The 20248-nt window shown below is 69.9% G+C and carries 16 protein-coding genes and 1 tRNA gene; 14 read left to right on the top strand and 3 right to left on the bottom strand.

The features are described from left to right. The first annotated feature begins 86 nt into the window (after window positions 1-86). From K1J57_RS05655 to K1J57_RS05635, 5 genes are all read left to right on the top strand, one after another. Window positions 87-530: a MaoC family dehydratase N-terminal domain-containing protein gene (locus K1J57_RS05655; protein ID WP_220565356.1), complete on the top strand. Its 444-nt coding sequence runs from the start codon at window positions 87-89 to the stop codon at window positions 528-530. A 33-nt stretch (window positions 531-563) separates the two neighbouring features. Next, a complete protein-coding gene (locus tag K1J57_RS05650; protein WP_220563419.1) occupies window positions 564-989 on the top strand; it encodes a MaoC family dehydratase in 426 nt (141 codons plus the stop codon). A 26-nt stretch (window positions 990-1015) separates the two neighbouring features. Then, on the top strand, window positions 1016-2110 hold the full coding sequence (locus K1J57_RS05645) for a UDP-N-acetylmuramate dehydrogenase (RefSeq protein WP_220563418.1): 1095 nt from the start codon (window positions 1016-1018) through the stop codon (window positions 2108-2110). 54 nt (window positions 2111-2164) lie between these two features. Beyond that, window positions 2165-3100 carry a hypothetical protein gene (locus tag K1J57_RS05640; protein WP_220563417.1) on the top strand — a complete coding sequence of 312 codons (936 nt, stop codon included), beginning with the start codon at window positions 2165-2167 and terminating at the stop codon, window positions 3098-3100. Window positions 3101-3467: 367 nt separating this feature from the next. Continuing rightward, window positions 3468-4061 (top strand): TMEM165/GDT1 family protein, encoded by a 594-nt coding sequence (locus tag K1J57_RS05635; RefSeq protein ID WP_220563416.1) that lies wholly within the window; start codon window positions 3468-3470, stop codon window positions 4059-4061. 9 nt (window positions 4062-4070) lie between these two features. On the opposite strand, the gene K1J57_RS05630 is transcribed toward K1J57_RS05635, so the two are convergent. Together K1J57_RS05630 and K1J57_RS05625 are read right to left on the bottom strand one after the other, a co-directional pair. Further along, on the bottom strand, window positions 4071-5117 hold the full coding sequence (locus K1J57_RS05630; RefSeq protein WP_220563415.1) for an adenosine deaminase: 1047 nt from the start codon (window positions 5115-5117) through the stop codon (window positions 4071-4073). Window positions 5118-5244: 127 nt separating this feature from the next. After that, window positions 5245-6453, bottom strand: a complete 1209-nt coding sequence (locus K1J57_RS05625; protein ID WP_220563414.1) for a pyridoxal phosphate-dependent aminotransferase — start codon at window positions 6451-6453, stop codon at window positions 5245-5247. 192 nt (window positions 6454-6645) lie between these two features. Here K1J57_RS05625 and K1J57_RS05620 point away from each other — a divergent pair. From K1J57_RS05620 to rplA, 5 genes are all read left to right on the top strand, one after another. Beyond that, a tRNA-Trp gene (locus tag K1J57_RS05620) sits at window positions 6646-6718 on the top strand. Between the two features lie 100 nt (window positions 6719-6818). Next, window positions 6819-7073: a preprotein translocase subunit SecE gene (secE, locus tag K1J57_RS05615; protein WP_220563413.1), complete on the top strand. Its 255-nt coding sequence runs from the start codon at window positions 6819-6821 to the stop codon at window positions 7071-7073. A 277-nt stretch (window positions 7074-7350) separates the two neighbouring features. Continuing rightward, complete coding sequence (gene nusG, locus K1J57_RS05610; RefSeq protein ID WP_220563412.1) at window positions 7351-8157, top strand: transcription termination/antitermination protein NusG; 807 nt, start codon at window positions 7351-7353, stop codon at window positions 8155-8157. A gap of 252 nt (window positions 8158-8409) precedes the next feature. Next, a complete protein-coding gene (gene rplK / locus K1J57_RS05605; protein WP_220563411.1) occupies window positions 8410-8838 on the top strand; it encodes a 50S ribosomal protein L11 in 429 nt (142 codons plus the stop codon). 118 nt (window positions 8839-8956) lie between these two features. After that, window positions 8957-9634: a 50S ribosomal protein L1 gene (rplA, locus tag K1J57_RS05600; protein ID WP_220563410.1), complete on the top strand. Its 678-nt coding sequence runs from the start codon at window positions 8957-8959 to the stop codon at window positions 9632-9634. 109 nt (window positions 9635-9743) lie between these two features. Here rplA and K1J57_RS05595 read toward each other — a convergent pair whose 3' ends face one another. Beyond that, a complete protein-coding gene (locus K1J57_RS05595; RefSeq protein WP_220563409.1) occupies window positions 9744-10607 on the bottom strand; it encodes a hypothetical protein in 864 nt (287 codons plus the stop codon). Window positions 10608-11074: 467 nt separating this feature from the next. Here K1J57_RS05595 and rplJ point away from each other — a divergent pair, with 467 nt between their 5' ends. The 4 genes from rplJ (at window position 11075) to K1J57_RS05575 (ending at window position 20146) form a co-directional block, all read left to right on the top strand. Then, complete coding sequence (gene rplJ / locus K1J57_RS05590) at window positions 11075-11602, top strand: 50S ribosomal protein L10 (protein ID WP_220563408.1); 528 nt, start codon at window positions 11075-11077, stop codon at window positions 11600-11602. A gap of 97 nt (window positions 11603-11699) precedes the next feature. Continuing rightward, on the top strand, window positions 11700-12089 hold the full coding sequence (gene rplL / locus K1J57_RS05585; protein ID WP_220563407.1) for a 50S ribosomal protein L7/L12: 390 nt from the start codon (window positions 11700-11702) through the stop codon (window positions 12087-12089). Window positions 12090-12765: 676 nt separating this feature from the next. Then, window positions 12766-16233: a DNA-directed RNA polymerase subunit beta gene (gene rpoB, locus K1J57_RS05580; RefSeq protein ID WP_220563406.1), complete on the top strand. Its 3468-nt coding sequence runs from the start codon at window positions 12766-12768 to the stop codon at window positions 16231-16233. A 34-nt stretch (window positions 16234-16267) separates the two neighbouring features. Continuing rightward, window positions 16268-20146, top strand: a complete 3879-nt coding sequence (locus tag K1J57_RS05575) for a DNA-directed RNA polymerase subunit beta' (RefSeq protein WP_220563405.1) — start codon at window positions 16268-16270, stop codon at window positions 20144-20146. Window positions 20147-20248: the final 102 nt, after the last annotated feature.

Raw genomic sequence — 20248 nt, 5'->3', positions numbered from 1 at the left:
ACGGCTTCTCATAGACTTCGAGCCCGGTGAGCGAATCGCTCACCGGGCCGTTCGCGTCCCAGGGCACCTTTCAGGAGAGGCAGAGCGTGGCGATCAACCCCGACTACGTGGGCCGGGAGTACCGGGCTCCGGAGGCCTACGAGGTCACCCGCGTCAAGATCCGCGAGTTCGCCGAGGCCGTGGGCGACACCGCCCCCGTCTACACCGACCCGGCCGCGGCCGAGGCCGCCGGATACGCCGACGTGGTGGCACCCCCCACCTTCCCCGTCATCCTCGGCATGGCGGGCTCCGCCCAGGCCATCGCCGACCCCGGGCTGGGCGTCGACTTCTCCCGCGTCGTCCACGGCGACCAGGGCTTCCGCTACAGCCGCCCGGTGGTCGCGGGCGACGTCCTCGACACCGTCACACGCATCACCGACGTCAAGGCACTGGGCGGCAACGAGCTGCTCACCCTGGAGACCGTCGCCACCGACGCCTCCGGCGACCACGTCGTCACGGCGGGCATGATGCTCGTCGTCCGCGGCGAGTAGACCACCGGCCCCCACAACCCGAGGAACGCGACAGTGAGCAAGCTGCGCCACGCCGACGTCGAGGTCGGCACCGAGATCCCCGAGCGGACCTTCACCGTCCGCCGCCTGGACCTGGTCCGCTACGCCGGGGCGTCGGGCGACTTCAACCCCATCCACTGGAACGAGCGCTTCGCCAAGTCCGTCGGCCTGCCCGACGTGATCGCGCACGGCATGTTCACCATGGCCCAGGCCGCCCGCCTCATCACCGACTGGACCGGCGACCCCGGCTCCGTCGTCGACTACTCGGTGCGCTTCTCCGCGCCCGTCGTGGTCCCCGACGACGACGAGGGCGCCGAGATCTCCGTCGGCGGCACCGTCAAGAAGAAGCACGACGACGGCACGGTCACCGTGGCCCTGAGCGCCCGCTCCGGCGGCGCCAAGGTCCTGGCCCGCTCCACCGCCGTCGTCCGCCTGGCCTGAGGCCGCAGCAGCAGGAGGAACACCCCGTGTCCGCACACACCGAGCCGTCCGCCGTCCGCCTCGCCGACCACACCACCCTCGGGCTGGGCGGCCCCGCCCGGTCCTACCGGCGGGTCGAGTCCACCGACGACCTCGTCGCGGCCGTCTCCGCGGCCGACGCCGCCGGCGAGCCGGTGCTGGTCCTGGGCGGCGGCAGCAACCTGGTGGTCGCCGACACGGGGTTCCCCGGCACCGTGGTCCACGTCGCCTCCCAGGGCGTGTCCCTGGAGGAGGACGGCACGACCGACCCGGCCACCGGCGAGCCCGTGGTGCTGCTGCGCGCCGAGGCCGGAGTGGAGTGGGACCCGCTGGTGGAGCGGGTCGTCGCCGAGGGCCTCAACGGCCTGGAGTTCCTCTCCGGCATCCCCGGCCGGGTGGGCTCCACCCCCATCCAGAACGTCGGCGCCTACGGCCAGGACGTCTCCCAGACCGTCCGCGAGGTGTTGGTGTACGACCGGCGCGAGGGCGTGCGCCGGGTGCTGTCGGCCGCCGAGTGCGGGTTCACCTACCGCGACAGCGTCTTCAAGGGCGATGACCGGTACGTGGTGTGCGAGGTCGTCTTCGCCCTGCACCGCGGCAAGCTCAGCCGCCCCGTCGCCTACGCCGAGGTCGCGCGGACCCTGGGGGTCGAGGCGGGGGAGCGGGTCCCCATGGAGAGCGCCCGCGAGACCGTCCTGGGCCTGCGCCGCGGCAAGGGCATGGTCCTGGACCCCGCGGACCCCGACACCCGCAGCGCCGGGTCGTTCTTCACCAACCCGGTCGTCACCGCCGAGGAGTTCGCCGCGGTCCGCGAGCGCGCCGCCGAGCGGCTGGGCCCGGACGTCCCGGTGCCCGGCCACCCCGACGCCGACGGCCGCGTCAAGCTGTCCGCGGCCTGGCTCATCGACCGCGCCGGCTTCGGCAAGGGCTACGGCTCCGGCCCGGCCCGGCTGTCCGGCAAGCACACCCTGGCCCTGACCAACCGGGGCGGGGCCACCACCGCCGACCTCCTGGACCTGGCCCGCGAGGTCCGCGCCGGGGTGGAGGCGGCCTTCGGCGTGCGCCTGGTGAACGAGCCCGTGATGGTCGGCGTCTCCCTCTAGGAGGCCGGGGAGGGGCCGGGCGGACGGTCGCAGGGCGCTGCGATCATCGGCATCATGCACACCACCCGTACCACCCCGCCGCGGCCGCTCGACGTCGCGGCGGTCTTCCCCGAGCTGGGGCCGCTGGCGCGTCCGGCGGTCCGGCTGCACCCCCGCCCCGGGTCCCCGACGCCCCACGACAGCTCGGTCGGCGGGCCGCTGCTGTGGCCCGCCCGCCATCCGTGGCCGCTCTGCGATCGCTGGCACGAGGGCCCGCCCGCCCCGATGCTCCCCCTCGTCCAGCTGTACGCGCGCGACGTGCCCCTGATGGCGGGGTTCGGCCGGGCCGACCTGCTCCAGGTGTTGTGGTGCCCCCGGGAGCACATCGATGACTACAAGCCTTCGACCGAGGTGTTCTGGCGCGCCTCCGCCGACGTCACCGACGTCCGCACCGCGCAGCCCGGGCCGGAGGAGGACGAGGACTACGATCCCTACGTCCCGCGGCCCTGCGTGCTCTCACCGGAGGCCGTCACCGAGTACCCGGACCACCTCGACCTGGACGAGGGGCTCCAGCGGCGGCTGGAGGACCCGGACGCCTGGCGGGCGGCCGGGGCCCCGGTGGACGCGGCCTACGAGGACGAGCCCCAGAGGTTCTACACCAACGAGCTGTCCCGGGCCCCCGGCTGGAAGTTCGGCGGCTGGCCCCCGTGGGGCCGCACCGACCCCGTCGTCCGGTTCTGCCCCCACTGCGGCGACACGGTGGTCCCGCTGCTGACCGTCGCCTCGCAGGAGTGGGACTCCGAGCGCACCGGCTGGGTCCCGCACGAGGACCGGGACCTCCTCACGGCGCGCGGCCCCTGGTGGGGGAACCCGGTCGGGGCCCAGGTCGGCGACAACGACAACCTCCAGATTTACGTCTGCCCGCGCTTCCCGGGCGGGACCTTCCCCTACCCGGCCGCCACCCTCCTCTACCCGGGCGGGAGCCACTCGCACACCGCGCTGGTCCAGTGAGGCCACCGGCGGACCGCCGGCCGGAAGCACCGCCGAAGAAAAGGCGCACCCGAATCGAATAAAAAAGTGAGGCGGGCCGAACACCGTTATTCGACCCGCCTCCGCAGTGAATTCGCCCGATCCATGAATTGCGAATACCGTCCATTCTGTCCTAGGGTCGGACACGTCGAAGGGGAGTAGTCCCCGATCGCGTGGTCGACATACTGGACCCCCTGTGGTCCCGGTCACGCGGGCCCCGGCATGCCTCCCTCCCACCGGAGGGGCGGTCATCAGGGCGGACGAGACCTTCGACCCGGCCATCACCACGACCGGGTCGAAGGGGCGTGTCCGCTCCCTTCCGCCCAGACCGCCACGAGGGAGAGGACATATGACGGCATTTCTCGCGGGCCTCGGATTCAGCGCCCTGGCCGTTTTCATCGCCGAAATGGGCGACAAGACCCAGCTCGTCGCCATGTCACTGGCGACCCGCTACCGCGCGCTCACCGTCATCCTCGGCATCACCGCCGCCACCGCCGTCGTGCACATCGCGAGCGTGTTCATCGCCGAGGTGCTGGGCGCGTCCCTGCCCACCGACTGGATCACCCTGGTCGCGGGCATCGCGTTCCTGATCTTCGGCGCCTGGACGCTGCGCGGCGACGAGATGTCCGCCAAGGACGAGGAGCGCGCCGCCTCCCGGCGCATCAAGTCCGCGTTCGTCACGGTCTTCACGGTGTTCTTCATCGCGGAGCTGGGCGACAAGACCATGCTCACCACCATCGCGGTGGGCACGCAGTACGACTGGCTGCCGGTGTGGCTCGGCTCCACCGTCGGCATGGTCGCCGCCGACGCCATCGCCATCGTCCTCGGCGCCGTCCTGGGCAGGAAGCTCCCGGAGCGGGCCGTCCGGATCGGCGCCGCGTCCCTGTTCTTCGTCGCGGGCGCGGTCATGGTCGGCCAGGGCGTCCTGATGCTCCTGGCCTGACCCGGCGCGTCAGTCCCGCTGCCCGGGGTCGTCCGCCAGCCAGGACTCGACCCCGGACAGCATTTCCTTCTTGAGGGAGTCGGGCGCCCCCGAGCCCCGGATCGACATCCGCGCCAGCTCGGCCAGCTCCGGGTCGGTGAACCCGAACACCTCGCGGGCGATCCGGTACTGCTCCACCAGGCGCGGGCCGAACAGCAGCGGGTCGTCGGTCCCCAGCGCGATCGGGACCCCGGCGTCGAACAGCCGCCGCAGCGGCACGTGCTCCAGCTCGTTGAACACCCCCAGGCCCACGTTGGAGGTCGGGCAGATCTCCAGCGTCACCCCCTGGGTGGCGATCCGCTCCACCAGGTACGGGTCTTCGATGGCCCGTACCCCGTGCCCCACCCGGTCGGCCTCCAGCTCGTCCAGGCACTCCCGGATGCTCAGCGGCCCCTGGAGCTCGCCGCCGTGCGGGGCCGACAGCAGCCCGGCCCGGCGCGCGATCCGGAACGCCGCCTCGAACTCCCGGGCCCGCCCGCGCCGCTCGTCGTTGTTGAGCCCGAACGCCACCACGCCGCGGCCCGCGTACTGGCGGGCCAGCCGGGCCAGTGCCCGGGCGTCCAGCGGGTGCCGCGTGCGGTTGGCCGCCACCATGACGCCGACCCCCACGCCGGTGTCGCGCTCGGCGGCCCGGGCGGCGTCCAGCACCAGCTCCAGGGTGGCGGTCAGCCCGTCGAAGAGCGCCGCGTACCCGCTGGGGTCCACCTGGATCTCCAGCCAGCCCGAGCCGGCCTCCCGCTCGTCCTCGGCCGCCTCGCGCAGCAGCCGGTACATGTCGTCGGGCTCGCGCAGCACCGAGCGCGCGATGTCGTAGAGGCGCTGGAACCGGAACCAGCCGCGCTCGTCGGTGGCGCGCAGCCTGGGCGGCCACTCGGTCACCAGGGCCTGGGGCAGGTGCACGCCCCGCTTCTCGGCGAGCTCCACCAGTGTGGAGTGCCTCATCGACCCGGTGAAGTGGAGGTGCAGATGGGCCTTGGGCAGCCGGTCCAAGCGGCGGCCGGTGATGGGTGTCTCCATGAACCAAGCCTGCCGTATCCGGGCCGCCCGTGGTGCCGGAGCCGTCCACTTCCCCGGTGATGCGCTGCACACGCCGCGGGCCCGCCCGGAACGCTCCGGACGGGCCCGTACGGCGGTGTGCGCGCGGCTACCGGGCCTCGGCCAGCAGCTTCTGGATGCGGCTGACGCCCTCGGCCAGGTCCTCGTCGCCCAGCGCGTAGGACAGGCGCAGGTAGCCCGGGGTGCCGAAGGCCTCGCCCGGGACCACCGCGACCTCGGCCTCGTCCAGGATCAGCTCGGCCAGCTCGGCGGAGGTCTGCGGACGGCGGCCGCGGATCTCCTTGCCCAGCACGCCCTTGACCGACGGGTAGGCGTAGAACGCGCCCTGCGGCTCCGGGCAGAACACGCCGTCGATCTCGTTGAGCATCCGCACGATGGTCCGGCGGCGGCGGTCGAACGCCTTCTTCATCTCCTCGACGGCGGTCAGGTCGCCCGACACCGCGGCGATCGCGGCGGCCTGGGAGACGTTGGCGACGTTGGAGGTGGCGTGCGACTGGAGGTTGCCCGCGGCCTTGACGACGTCCTTGGGGCCGATGACCCACCCCACGCGCCAGCCGGTCATCGCGTACGTCTTGGCGACGCCGTTGACGATGACGGTGCGGTCGGCGATCTCGGGCACCTCGACGGGCAGCGAGGAGAACTCGGCGTCCCCGTAGACCAGGTGCTCGTAGATCTCGTCGGTGAGCACCCACAGGCCGTGCCCGTTCGCCCACTGCCCGATGGCGCGCACCTGCTCGCGCGGGTAGACGGCGCCGGTCGGGTTGGAGGGGGACACGAACAGCAGGACCTTGGTGCGCTCGGTGCGCGCCGCCTCCAGCTGCTCGACACTCGCCAGGTAGCCGGTGGTCTCGTCGGTGACCACGTAGACCGGCACGCCGCCCGCGAGCTTGATGGACTCGGGGTAGGTGGTCCAGTACGGGGCGATGACGATGACCTCGTCGCCCGGGTCGAGCAGGGCGGCGAACGCCTCGTAGATGGCCTGCTTGCCGCCGTTGGTCACCAGGACCTGGGCGGGCTCCACCTGGTAGCCGGAGTCGCGGGCGGTCTTCTCGGCGATGGCCTTCTTCAGCTCGGGCAGGCCGCCGGCCGGCGTGTAGCGGTGGTATTTCGGCTCGCGGGCGGCGGCGACGGCCGCCTCCACGATGTAGTCCGGAGTCGGGAAGTCCGGTTCCCCCGCGCCGAAGCCGATGACGGGACGGCCCTCCGCCTTCATGGCCTTGGCCTTGGCGTCCACGGCGAGGGTGGCGGACTCGGAGATGGCGCTGATGCGTGCAGAGACACGGGGTCGGTTGGTCATGCCGTCCATGGTGTCATGCGAGGCCGCGCCCGTGGCGGGGTGGGCCGGGACCGGGCGGCGGGTAATCGGTTTGGCCGCGCGCGGGGGAACCCGTAAACTCTCACGAGTCGGCCGTCCGTGGCCCAGGTGTTACGCACCGGCAGTGTGCGCGCACGGCACGGACCGGCTATGGTGGGATCGCGGTTTCCGCATAGGGCAGTGGCTCAATTGGCAGAGCACCGGTCTCCAAAACCGGCGGTTGGGGGTTCGAGTCCCTCCTGCCCTGCACGACCGTTCGCGCGGCGTGGCGGCCTGACCGGCCGCTTCGTCGCGCGAACGGGCTTTCCTGCTATCTCGGGGATGACCCGCGACCCTAAGGACCCCAGGTGACTCAGACTGACGCCGACGCCAAGCCCGGCAAGGAGCCCACGCGCCGCACCGGTCCGGTGACGTTCACCAAGCAGGTCGTCGGCGAGCTGCGCAAGGTGCGCTGGCCCACGCGCCGCGAGCTGGTCACCTACACCATCGTGGTCCTGGTCTTCGTGGTCATGATCCTGGGTTACGTCTCGCTCCTCGACTGGGGCTTCGGCGAGGCCGTCACCTGGCTCTACGGCACCTTCGGCACCCCCGAGGGCCTCTAGCGCCACCCGGCCGGCCACCCGGTCGGCCCGTCCCCCCGAGGGGGGCACCGATCTCACAGGCCGCGTTCCGCCCCGTGCGGGACGCGGCCTCGCCCGTGCGCGGGTTGGCCCCGGGTCGCGCCGGGAGAGCTTAAGCTGACAGGACCGGGTCCCGAACCGGGCGCCCCGCGCGGCGTTCCGGCCCCGGCGCAGCGCAGAACCGCTGGGCATCGAGAAACGCTGGGCGGAACCGAGGAGGGGCCGCGCAGCGCACCCGACGAGAGAAAGAGCAGCAGCCGTGTCCGAGTCCCCACTGACCAATGACGACTTCCCCGAAGAGGAGCCGGGTCAGTCGTCGGCGGAAGCGACCGGCCTGGCGGGCGAGCCGTCCGAGGAGGCCGCGCAGGCCGACTCCGACGGCGCCGAGCTGACCGACGCCGAACCGACCGACGTCGAGCCGGCGGACGACGAGGACGCGGAGGAGGCCGAGGAGGCCCCGCGCCCCGACCCCGTCGAGGAGTTCAAGAACGAGCTCTTCCTGCTCCCCGGCGACTGGTACGTCGTGCACACCTACGCGGGGTACGAGAAGCGGGTCAAGGCCAACGTCGAGAGCCGCACCCAGTCCCTCAACATGGAGGAGTACATCTTCCAGGTCGAGGTCCCCGAGCACCAGGTCACCGAGGTCAAGAGCGGCAAGCGCCAGCAGGTCACCGAGAAGGTCCTGCCCGGCTACGTGCTCGTCCGCATGGACCTCACCGACGAGTCCTGGTCGGCCATCCGCAACACCCCCGGCGTGACCGGCTTCGTGGGCCTGTCCAACAAGCCCGCCCCGCTCAGCCTCACCGAGGTCGCCAAGCTGCTGGCGCCCGAGCCGGAGGAGGAGCCGGAGCAGGTCCAGAAGGCCAGGACCGGCGGCGTGGAGGTCCGCTCCGACGTCGCCTACGAGATCGGCGAGTCCGTCACGGTCATGGAGGGCCCGTTCGCGACCCTGCCCGCCACCGTGAGCGAGATCAACCCCGACACCCAGAAGCTCAAGGTGCTGGTGTCGATCTTCGGCCGCGAGACCCCGGTCGAGCTGTCGTTCAACCAGGTCGCCAAGATCTGATCCGGCGACCGCGCCCGGGTACTCGCCCGGGCGGCGTAGACTTGGTGGGTCCGCCTCGTGCGGACCCACTCGCGTGTCCGGCCCCCGGCCGGGCGCGCACGGCCCGCCCGGTCCCGGCGGGCCGCGGCCCGGCGCCTTCACCGCCGGGCGCAGTTCCTCCCGCAGCGGTGGTTCCCCGGCCGTCCCCGGCCGCGCGGCGCCCCTGGGAGGACAGGGACCGGCACACAACGCAGATCAGGCAAAGGACCCGATATGCCTCCGAAGAAGAAACTGGCCGCACTCGTCAAGGTGCAGCTGCCCGCCGGTCAGGCGACCCCGGCTCCGCCCGTCGGTACCGCTCTCGGTCCGCACGGCGTCAACATCATGGACTTCTGCAAGCAGTACAACGCTGCCACGGAGTCCCAGCGCGGCAACGTGATCCCGGTCGAGATCTCGATCTACGAGGACCGGTCCTTCACCTTCGTCACGAAGACGCCGCCGGCGCCGAAGCTGATCCTGAAGGCCGCGGGCCTGGACAAGGCCGCCACCGACCCGGGTCGCAGCACGGCCGGTTCCATCACCGCCGAGCAGGTCCGCGAGATCGCGCAGACCAAGCTGCCCGACCTCAACACCGACGACATCGAGGCCGCCGCCAAGATCGTCGCCGGCACCGCCCGCTCGATGGGCATCGAGGTCAAGTAGCCCCGTCATCCGGCCGCGTACACCGGCCGGGCGAGGGATGCTCGACAGTTCCAGAACCGAATCGTGGCAGGGCCTCGCGCTGGCCCACAGACCACACGTTCCCCATAAGGAGAACAGCGTGAAGCGCAGCAAGAACCACCGCAAAGCCAGCGAGCTGGTGGACCGCGAGAAGCAGTACGCCCCCACCGAGGCCGTGAAGCTGGCCAAGGAGACCTCCACCACCAAGTTCGACGCGACCGTCGAGGTGGCCCTGCGCCTGGGCGTCGACCCGCGCAAGGCCGACCAGATGGTCCGCGGCACCGTCAACCTGCCGCACGGCACCGGCAAGACCGCACGGGTCCTGGTCTTCGCGACCGGTGAGCGTGCCGAGCAGGCTCTGGCCGCGGGCGCCGACATCATCGGCGACGACGAGATGATCGAGAAGGTGGCCAAGGGCTTCACCGACTTCGACGCCGTCGTCGCCACCCCGGACCTCATGGGCAAGGTCGGTCGCCTCGGCCGCGTCCTGGGTCCGCGCGGCCTGATGCCGAACCCCAAGACGGGCACGGTCACCCCCGACGTGGCCAAGGCCGTCACCGACATCAAGGGCGGCAAGATCGAGTTCCGCGTGGACCGCCACGGGAACCTGCACTTCATCATCGGCAAGGCCTCCTTCGGCGAGCAGCAGCTGCTGGAGAACTACCAGGCCGCCATCGACGAGGTGACCCGTCTCAAGCCGTCCGCCGCCAAGGGGCGCTACATCAAGAAGGCCGTGGTCTCCACGACCATGGGCCCGAGCATCCCGCTCGAGGTCTGACGGTCCTCCTGACACGGACGGCCCCCGGCTCCTCTCGGAGCCGGGGGCCGTCGCCGTTCCCGGGGCCGGCGGACCCGGCGGGCGCCCGGGGGAGGGGCGCCGCGGGCGGCTACATGTCGCTGATCTGGTCCTCGGACGGGATCTCGAACGAGGTGGTGCCGATCCCGGAGAACTCCATCTCCAGGGTCTCGCCGTTGTCGTCGACGCTCATACGCATGGGGAAGCCGTCCTCGGAGATCCAGAGGGAGACCTCCAGGCTCTCGTCCACGGCGCCCCCGAGGAGGTCCTTGATGGCGGCCTTGGGAGCGGCGTCCAGGGCGGCCGCCTCCTCCTCGGTGAGGACGATCTCGACCACGGTCGTGGGGACGCCGTCGACATCCTCCGTACCGGTCTCCTCGGCCTGCTCGATCCCCGCGAACGCACCCACCATGTCGGGCAGCCCCTGGATGTCGAACAGCTCGTCCGGGTGCAGGTCCGAAGCGTCCTCTCCGGTGTCCCGGACCCAGGGGGTGTCGGCCTCGTACATGCCGATGTGGTCGGAGAAGATGGTCTCGCCGTCCGGCAACACGATCATGACCTGGGTGCCCAGCTCCTCCTCGGTGAGGCCCAGGTCCTCCCCGGCCATGGCGAGCGTCTCCGCCAGCATCTCCCCGAGTTCGGGCATCACCATGGTGATCTGCATCGCCTGCGGGTCGTCCATGACCTCGTAGGTCAGCTCGACGTCGAGCTCGCCCAGTTCGGGGTCGGGCACCGTCATCGAGAGGACGAAGGTGTAGTCGGTCATCTCGGCGGTGTTCTCGCCCAGGGAGTTCAGCAGGTCGAGGATGCCGCCTCCGCCGTTCTCTCCGGCGGGGGTCTCGGCTGCGGCCTCGGTGGCCTCCTCGGTCGGCTCGGGCGCCTCCTCGGCGCCGCAGGCGGCGAGGGGCAGGGCCAGGATCCCGGCGGTGAACAGGGCCGGGACTCGGGTCTTCACGGTGCTGGTGTCGCTTTCTCTCAAGGGGGATGAGCACCAGAGAGCGGGGTGTGCTCGATGCCGTCGATGCTCCCACGCACAGTGGACATTCCGGGCATTCTCCTCCTGCGTCACTCGGAGGGATCCGGTCCCGCACGGCCCCGGATCCCTCCCGGATCCCCCGGTGAGCACCGTCACGGCGGGGGCTCCCGAAAACGGAGGTTCGAGCACCCTGTGGATCGGGTACGATGGTTTCTTGCCGAAGACCGCTGGTCGTCACCCGATCGGGTGACCTAAGGACCCATCCGCGATGGGCGCCCGCGCAGGTGTCACAAGAGCTTTCCCGTACCGCCCGTACGCGCTCCGCGCGATCGGACCGGATACGCGGACGTGCCCCGTGCGCCTCGCGCTCGGGGCTTTTTCTCGTGCTGACGCCCGTCGTCGCGGGTCCTTGGGAATCACCGGCGTTCAATGTTGGAAGGAGTCCCATGGCGAGGCCGGACAAGGCAGCCGCGGTCGCCGCGCTCTCGGAGGAGTTCCGGGAGTCCAGCGGTGCCGTGCTGACCGAATACCGGGGGCTCACTGTGGCTCAGCTCACCGAGCTGCGCCGTAGCCTCGGCCAGAACGCGCGTTTCTCCATCGTGAAGAACACGCTGACCAAGCTGGCGCTCAAGGAGGCCGGCGTCGACGTCCAGATCGATGATCTGCTCGTCGGCCCGTCCGCCGTCGCCTTCGTCCACGGTGACGTGGTCGAGGCCGCCAAGGGTCTGCGCGACTTCGCCAAGGCGAACTCGCCGCTGGTGATCAAGGGCGGCATCATCGACGGCAAGTCGATGACCGCCGAGGACGTCACCAAGCTGGCCGATCTGGAGTCCCGAGAGGTTCTCCTCTCGAAGCTTGCCGGCGCGCTCAAGGCCAAGCAGGGCCAGGCCGCCGCCGTCTTCCAGGCGCTGCCGTCCAAGACCGTGCGTCTCGCACAGGCTCTGGCGGACAAGCGTTCCGAGGAAGCCGCTTAAACCCTATGGACCACGGCGGGTGCCGACCGCGCCCGGCCACTGGCTCGCACGTGATGCCCCACGGCGCGCGTGTTCGTAAAGAAAGAGAGATCGCATCATGGCGAAGCTCAGCAACGAGGACCTGCTTGCCGCGTTCGAGGAGATGACCCTCCTCGAGCTGTCCGAGTTCGTGAAGCTCTTCGAGGACAAGTTCGACGTCACCGCCGCCGCTCCGGCCGCCGTCGTCGCCGCCGCCCCGGGTGCCGGTGGCGGCGCCGCCGCCGTCGAGGACGAGAAGGACGAGTTCGACGTCGTCCTCGAGTCCGCCGGCGACAAGAAGATCCAGGTCATCAAGGAGGTCCGCGGCCTCACGAGCCTGGGCCTCAAGGAGGCCAAGGACCTGGTCGACAACGCTCCGAAGCCGCTGCTCGAGGGCGTCAACAAGGAGACGGCCGAGAAGGCCAAGGCCGCCCTCGAGGGCGCCGGCGCCACCGTCACCCTCAAGTAGTCCCGTACGGGCCGCACGCGGCCCGTCGACTGCGCCTGCGCGGCCGTCCGCCCCTTCGGGGGCGGGCGGCCGCCTTCGTGTGTCCGGGGGTCCCCTGCGCGGCCCCGGGGCGCCGCCGCGCCGAACGTGAGTCCGCGACGGCGAATCTCGCGCGCGTGTGCGAAGCTGGTTCGGACCCGGGGAGCCCGCTCCGGCCCCGGACCGGGAGCGGAGCCGCCCGCGGATGCGGATCGTCCCCGGGACACGGTAATCTCCGGTGCCGGGAATCTTGAGGGGCCCGGGGGCGAGTGTTTACCCGCCCGCCCCGGGGGAACCCTTCCGGGTGTCCGATGGCTCACACGACCCCCCAGGGCCAGGGCGAGCGCACAGTCCACCGGACGGATCGGTCCCCCGCAGGGGTTGACGGATCGCCTTCCACGGGTGATCCTGCCGGTGTCGTGAGTTGCGCTGTGGACCATGAGTGGACAGCGGTGTAGTGTTCGGCTACACTGCTCTTTTGCGCTGCCCTTTGGTGATCCCTGTGCCGGTGACCGGCTGCCGACCAGCCCGTTTCGTCTGGACACGGTGCCCGTTCCCGCTCGATGTGACCGTCTCAACCGCGTTGCGGCGGTCCTTCTCGTGACGGATCGTCTGGCGTGCGCGCTTCAACCGCCACAAGCCTTCGGAAGGACCCCTGTTGGCAGCCTCGCGCAACGCCTCCGCTAACGCCCTTGGTCCGCACCGCGTTTCTTTCGCCCGTATCCAGGAACCCCTCGAGGTTCCGAACCTGCTTGCCCTGCAGACCGAGTCGTTCGACTGGCTGCTGGGCAACGACAAGTGGAAGGCCCGGGTCGAATCGGCCCGGAACGCTGGCCGCAAGGACGTTACGGAGCAGTCCGGTCTCGAAGAGATCTTCGAGGAGATCAGCCCGATCGAGGACTTCTCGGGCACGATGTCCCTGTCGTTCCGTGACCACCGGTTCGAGCCGCCCAAGAACACGGTCGACGAGTGCAAGGAACGGGACGCCACCTACTCCGCGCCGATGTTCGTCACCGCGGAGTTCATCAACAACGACACTGGTGAGATCAAGAGCCAGACGGTCTTCATGGGCGACTTCCCGCTCATGACCGACAAGGGCACCTTCATCATCAACGGCACCGAGCGTGTCGTGGTCTCCCAGCTGGTCCGCTCCCCGGGCGTCTACTTCGACAGGTCCGTCGACAAGACCACCGACAAGGACCTCTTCGGCTGCAAGGTCATCCCGTCCCGCGGTGCCTGGCTGGAGTTCGAGGTCGACAAGCGCGACTTCGTCGGCGTCCGCATCGACCGCAAGCGCAAGCAGGGCGTCACCGTCCTGCTCAAGGCCCTGGGCTGGACCACCGACCAGATCCTGGAGCGCTTCGGCCAGTACGAGTCCATCCGCAACACGCTGGAGAAGGACCCGACCGCCGGCACCGACGACGCGCTGCTGGACATCTACCGCAAGCTGCGCCCGGGAGAGCCGCCCACGAAGGAGTCGGCCCAGGCGCTGCTGGAGAACCTCTACTTCAACCCCAAGCGCTACGACCTGGCCAAGGTCGGCCGCTACAAGATCAACAAGAAGCTCGGTCTGGAGACCGACTACACGCAGGGCACGCTGACCGAAGAGGACATCGTCGCCACCATCGAGTACCTCGTGCGCCTGCACGCGGGCGAGAAGGAGCGCGAGACCCCGCTCGGCACCCTGCCGATCGAGGTCGACGACATCGACCACTTCGGCAACCGCCGCCTGCGCACCGTCGGCGAGCTCATCCAGAACCAGGTCCGCCTGGGCCTGGCCCGCATGGAGCGCGTCGTCCGCGAGCGGATGACCACCCAGGACGTCGAGGCGATCACGCCGCAGACCCTGATCAACATCCGCCCCGTCGTGGCCTCCATCAAGGAGTTCTTCGGCACCTCGCAGCTGTCGCAGTTCATGGACCAGACCAACCCGCTGGCGGGTCTGACCCACAAGCGCCGCCTGTCGGCGCTGGGCCCGGGCGGTCTGTCCCGTGAGCGCGCGGGCTTCGAGGTCCGCGACGTGCACCCGTCCCACTACGGCCGCATGTGCCCGATCGAGACCCCTGAGGGTCCCAACATCGGCCTCATCGGCTCGCTGGCCGCGTACGGGCGGGTCAACCCGTTCGGCTTCGTGGAGACCCCGTACCGCAAGGTCGTCGACGGCCGTATCACCGACCAGGTCGACTACCTCACCGCGGACGAGGAGGACCGGTTCATCATCGCGCAGGCCAATACGCCGATGAACGCCGACGGCTCCTTCGCCGAGGACCGCGTGCTCGTCCGCCGTAAGGGCGGTGAGTTCGAGCAGGTCGGCACCGACGAGGTCGACTACATGGACGTGTCGCCGCGCCAGATGGTGTCGGTCGCCACCGCCATGATCCCGTTCCTGGAGCACGACGACGCCAACCGCGCGCTCATGGGCTCCAACATGCAGCGCCAGGCCGTGCCCCTGCTGCGGGCCGAGTCCCCGTTCGTCGGCACCGGCATGGAGTACCGCGCCGCCACCGACGCCGGCGACGTCGTGCTCGCCGAGAAGGCCGGTGTGGTCGAGGACGTCACCGCCGACTACGTCACCGTGATGGCCGACGACGGCACTCGCAAGACGTACCGCCTGCACAAGTTCCAGCGCTCCAACCAGGGCACCTGCTTCAACCAGCGCCCGATCGTCACCGAGGGGCAGCGGGTCGAGGAGCGCCAGGTCCTGGCCGACGGCCCGTCCACCGACCAGGGCGAGATGTCGCTGGGCAAGAACCTCCTCGTGGCGTACATGTCGTGGGAGGGCCACAACTACGAGGACGCGATCATCCTCTCCCAGCGCCTGGTGCAGGACGACGTCCTCTCCTCGATCCACATCGAGGAGCACGAGGTCGACGCCCGCGACACCAAGCTGGGCCCGGAGGAGATCACCCGCGAGATCCCCAACGTCAGCGAGGAGGTCCTCGCGGACCTCGACGACCGGGGCATCATCCGCATCGGCGCCGAGGTCGTCGACGGCGACATCCTCGTCGGCAAGGTCACGCCCAAGGGCGAGACCGAGCTCACCCCGGAGGAGCGCCTGCTGCGCGCCATCTTCGGCGAGAAGGCCCGCGAGGTCCGCGACACCTCCCTGAAGGTGCCGCACGGCGAGTCCGGCAAGGTCATCGGCGTCAAGGTGTTCAGCCGAGAGGAGGGCGACGAGCTCGCCCCCGGCGTGAACGAGATGGTCCGCGTCTACGTGGCCCAGAAGCGCAAGATCACCGACGGCGACAAGCTCGCCGGCCGCCACGGCAACAAGGGCGTCATCTCCAAGATCCTCCCGCAGGAGGACATGCCCTTCCTGGAGGACGGCACCCCCGTCGACATCATCCTCAACCCGCTGGGCGTCCCCGGCCGGATGAACGTCGGCCAGGTGCTGGAGGTCCACCTGGGCTGGCTGGCCAAGAACGGCTGGCTGGTCGAGGGACTGGAGGAGGACTGGCAGAAGGCGCTCGACGCCATCGGCGCCACCGACGTCCCGCCGGACTCCCGGGTCGCCACGCCGGTCTTCGACGGCCTGCACGGCGACGAGCTCAGCGGCCTCATCAGCTCGGTCCGCCCGAACAAGGACGGCAACCGCCTCATCAACGAGGACGGCAAGGCCCGCCTGTTCGACGGCCGCACCGGTGAGCCCTTCGCCGAGCCCATCTCCGTCGGCTACAAGTACATCCTGAAGCTCCACCACCTCGTGGACGACAAGATCCACGCGCGCTCCACCGGCCCCTACTCCATGATCACCCAGCAGCCGCTGGGCGGTAAGGCGCAGTTCGGCGGCCAGCGCTTCGGTGAGATGGAGGTGTGGGCGCTGGAGGCCTACGGCGCCGCCTACGCCCTCCAGGAGCTGCTCACCATCAAGTCCGACGACGTGGTGGGCCGGGTCAAGGTCTACGAGGCCATCGTCAAGGGCGAGAACATCCCCGAGCCGGGCATCCCTGAGTCCTTCAAGGTGCTCATCAAGGAGATGCAGTCGCTCTGTCTGAACGTGGAGGTGCTGTCCAGTGACGGTATGTCCATCGAGATGCGGGACAGCGACGAGGACGTCTTCCGCGCGGCGGAAGAACTGGGAATCGACCTGGGTCGGCGCGAGCCGAGCAGTGTCGAAGAGGTCTAACTTCCGCATTCTTCGAGAGCAGGGGACGAATTAAGTGCTCGACGTCAACTTCTTCGACGAGCTGCGCATCGGCCTGGCCACGGCCGACGACATCCGCCAGTGGTCTCACGGCGAGGTCAAGAAGCCCGAAACCATCAACTACCGGACCCTCAAGCCCGAGAAGGACGGCCTCTTCTGCGAGAAGATCTTCGGCCCGACCCGGGACTGGGAGTGCTACTGCGGCAAGTACAAGCGCGTCCGCTTCAAGGGCATCATCTGTGAGCGCTGCGGCGTCGAGGTGACCCGCGCCAAGGTGCGCCGTGAGCGGATGGGCCACATCGAGCTGGCCGCTCCCGTCACGCACATCTGGTACTTCAAGGGCGTGCCCTCCCGCCTGGGCTACCTGCTGGACCTGGCGCCGAAGGATCTCGAGAAGATCATCTACTTCGCCGCCTACATGGTCACGTGGGTGGACACCGAGGCCCGTGAGCGCGACCTCCAGTCCCTGGAGGCGCGGATCGCGGTCGAGAAGCAGCACATGGAGCAGCGCCGCGACTCCACCATCGAGGAGCGGCACCGCAAGCTCGAGGCCGACCTGGCCGAGCTCGAGGAGCAGGGTGCCAAGGGCGACGCGCGCCGCAAGGTGCGCGAGGGCGCCGAGCGCGAGATGCGCCAGCTGCGCGACCGCGCCCAGCGCGAGATCGACCGCCTCGACGAGGTCTGGAACCGGTTCAAGAACCTCAAGGTCCAGGACCTCGAGGGCGACGAGATGCTCTACCGCGAGATGCGGGACCGCTTCGGGAAGTACTTCCGCGGCGGCATGGGCGCCCAGGCCATCCAGGACCGGCTCGCCAACTTCGAGCTGGAGGAGGAGGCCGAGAAGCTCCGCGAGACCATCCGCACCGGCAAGGGCCAGAAGAAGGCCCGCGCCCTGAAGCGGCTCAAGGTCGTCTCGGCGTTCCTCAACACCCGCAACAGCCCCATGGGCATGGTGCTGGACTGCATCCCGGTCATCCCGCCGGACCTGCGTCCGATGGTGCAGCTGGACGGTGGCCGCTTCGCGACCTCCGACCTGAACGACCTGTACCGCCGCGTCATCAACCGCAACAACCGCCTCAAGCGGCTGCTGGACCTCGGCGCGCCCGAGATCATCGTCAACAACGAGAAGCGGATGCTCCAGGAGGCCGTCGACGCGCTGTTCGACAACGGCCGCCGCGGCCGGCCCGTCACCGGGCCCGGCAACCGTCCGCTCAAGTCGCTGTCCGACATGCTCAAGGGCAAGCAGGGCCGGTTCCGCCAGAACCTGCTGGGCAAGCGCGTCGACTACTCCGGCCGTTCGGTCATCGTCGTCGGCCCGCAGCTGAAGCTGCACCAGTGCGGTCTGCCCAAGCAGATGGCCCTGGAGCTCTTCAAGCCGTTCGTGATGAAGCGCCTGGTCGACCTGAACCACGCGCAGAACATCAAGAGCGCCAAGCGCATGGTGGAGCGGTCCCGCCCCGTCGTGTGGGACGTCCTCGAAGAGGTCATCACCGAGCACCCGGTTCTGCTCAACCGCGCCCCGACCCTGCACCGCCTGGGCATCCAGGCGTTCGAGCCGCAGCTGGTCGAGGGCAAGGCCATCCAGATCCACCCGCTCGTGTGCACCGCGTTCAACGCGGACTTCGACGGCGACCAGATGGCCGTGCACCTGCCGCTGTCCGCCGAGGCCCAGGCCGAGGCGCGGCTGCTGATGCTCGCCACCAACAACATCCTCAAGCCGTCCGACGGCAAGCCCGTGACCATGCCCACCCAGGACATGATCATCGGCCTGTACTACCTGACGACGGAGCGGGCGGGGGCGACCGGCGAGGGCCGTGCGTTCCGCGGCCCCGCCGAGGCGATCATGGCCTACGACCTGGGCGACCTCGACCTGCAGGCGAAGATCCGCCTGCGCATCGAGGACGGCGCCCCGGCTCCCAAGGACTGGACGCCGCCGGAGGGCTGGCAGCCGGGCGAGGCGTACACCCTCGAGACCACCCTGGGCCGGTACCTCTTCAACGAGACCACCCCGGTGGACTACCCGTACATCAACTACCAGGTCGGCAAGAAGCAGATCTCGGTGCTGGTCAACGACCTCGCCGAGAACTACCCCAAGGTGCAGGTCGCCACGACCCTGGACGCCCTCAAGGACGCCGGTTACCGCTGGGCCACCCGGTCCGGCCTGACCATCGGCATCGAGGACGTCGTCGCGCCGCCGCAGAAGGCGGAGATCCTCGCGGGCTACGACCGCAAGGCCGACAAGATCCAGCGGGAGTACGACCGCGGCCTCATCACCGACGACGAGCGCCGCAACGAGCTCACCGAGGTGTGGACCCAGGCCACCGCCGAGGTCGCCAAGAACATGGAGGACAACTTCCCCGCCGACAACCCGGTGTGGATGATGGTCCAGTCCGGCGCCCGAGGCAACCCGATGCAGGTGCGCCAGATCGCCGGTATCCGCGGTCTGGTCTCCAACACCAAGGGTGAGACGATCCCGCGCCCGATCAAGTCCTCCTACCGCGAGGGCCTGTCCGTGCTGGAGTACTTCATCTCCACGCACGGCCAGCGCAAGGGCCTGGCCGACACCGCGCTGCGGACCGCCGACTCGGGTTACCTGACCCGTCGTCTGGTGGACGTCGCCCAGGACGTCATCGTCCGGGAGATCGACTGCGGCACCGACCGGTCGCTGTGGCACGAGATCGGCGAGAAGAACGCCGCCGGCGTCGTCGTGCGCAAGCACAACGTCGAGAACACCGGCTTCGGCCGCACCCTGGCCGAGGACGTCCTCGACGCCAACGGCGACCTGGTGCTGCCGGCGCTGGCGGACACCTCCGAGCAGAACATCGACAAGCTGATCGCCGCCGGGGTCACCCGGGTGCGCATCCGCTCGTCGCTGACCTGCGAGGCGAAGATCGGCGTCTGCACCACCTGCTACGGCCGCTCCATGGCGACCGGCAAGCCGGTGGACGTCGGCGAGGCGATCGGCATCATCGCGGCCCAGTCCATCGGTGAGCCCGGCACCCAGCTGACCATGCGGACCTTCCACATGGGCGGTTCGGCCGGTCAGGACATCACCCACGGTCTGCCCCGTGTCCAGGAGCTCTTCGAGGCCCGCATCCCCAAGGGTGTGGCCCCGATCTCCGAGGTCGAGGGTCGGATCCGGATCGACGACACCGAGAAGAGCCGCAAGATCGTCGTCATCCCCGACGACGGCACCGACGAGATCGCCTACCCGGTCCCCATGCGCGCCCAGCGCCTGGTGGACGAGGGCGACCACGTCAAGGTGGGCCAGCAGCTCATCCAGGGTGCGATCAACCCGCACGAGGTCCTGCGCATCCAGGGTCCGCGCGCGGTGCAGCAGCACCTGGTGTCCGAGGTCCAGGAGGTGTACAAGTCGCAGGGTGTGTCCATCCACGACAAGCACATCGAGATCATCGTGCGCCAGATGCTCAAGCGCGTGAACATCCTGGAGTCGGGCGACACCGAGCTGCTGCCCGGTGAGATGGTCGAGCGGCCCAAGTTCGAGCAGATCAACCGCCGTGTCGTCGCCGAGGGCGGACAGCCCGCGGCCGGCCGCCCGGTGCTGCTCGGCATCACCAAGGCGTCGCTGGCCACCGAGTCGTGGCTGTCGGCGGCCTCCTTCCAGGAGACCACCCGCGTGCTCACCGAGAACGCGATCCACGGCAAGAGCGACCCGCTGCTCGGCCTCAAGGAGAACGTCATCATCGGTAAGCTCATCCCGGCCGGTACGGGCATCCCCCAGTACCGCAACATCCGGGTGGAGCCCACCGAGGAGGCCAAGGCCTCGATGTACTCGGTCTCCGGTTACGAGGAGCCGAGCGAGTACACCTTCGGGCAGGGCTCCGGCGAGGCCGTGCCGCTGGAGGAGTACGACTTCGGGCCGTACAACCGGTAGCGAAGTGAACTGACGGCGGCGGCGTGCCGCCCCTTCCGGGGGGCGGTACCGCCGCCGTTCGGTTGTAACGAGGGGTCCGTGACACGGGCCGGGGAGAGGGCG

The organism is Nocardiopsis sp. MT53, assembly GCF_019598965.1.
In the GTDB taxonomy this organism is placed as follows: domain Bacteria; phylum Actinomycetota; class Actinomycetes; order Streptosporangiales; family Streptosporangiaceae; genus Nocardiopsis; species Nocardiopsis changdeensis.
Note: the sequence above shows the minus strand (reverse complement) of the source record. Positions and strands in the feature narration are given on the sequence as shown.

What these genes read in the sequence shown, in the direction of transcription:
- K1J57_RS05625 (WP_220563414.1), bottom strand. Translation starts at nt 6,453, where the DNA reads ATGACCAACCGACCCCGTGTCTCTGCACGCATCAGCGCCATCTCCGAG.
- K1J57_RS05630 (WP_220563415.1), bottom strand. Translation starts at nt 5,117, where the DNA reads ATGGAGACACCCATCACCGGCCGCCGCTTGGACCGGCTGCCCAAGGCC.
- rplL (WP_220563407.1), top strand. Translation starts at nt 11,700, where the DNA reads ATGGCGAAGCTCAGCAACGAGGACCTGCTTGCCGCGTTCGAGGAGATG.
- K1J57_RS05640 (WP_220563417.1), top strand. Translation starts at nt 2,165, where the DNA reads ATGCACACCACCCGTACCACCCCGCCGCGGCCGCTCGACGTCGCGGCG.
- rplK (WP_220563411.1), top strand. Translation starts at nt 8,410, where the DNA reads ATGCCTCCGAAGAAGAAACTGGCCGCACTCGTCAAGGTGCAGCTGCCC.
- K1J57_RS05635 (WP_220563416.1), top strand. Translation starts at nt 3,468, where the DNA reads ATGACGGCATTTCTCGCGGGCCTCGGATTCAGCGCCCTGGCCGTTTTC.
- rplJ (WP_220563408.1), top strand. Translation starts at nt 11,075, where the DNA reads ATGGCGAGGCCGGACAAGGCAGCCGCGGTCGCCGCGCTCTCGGAGGAG.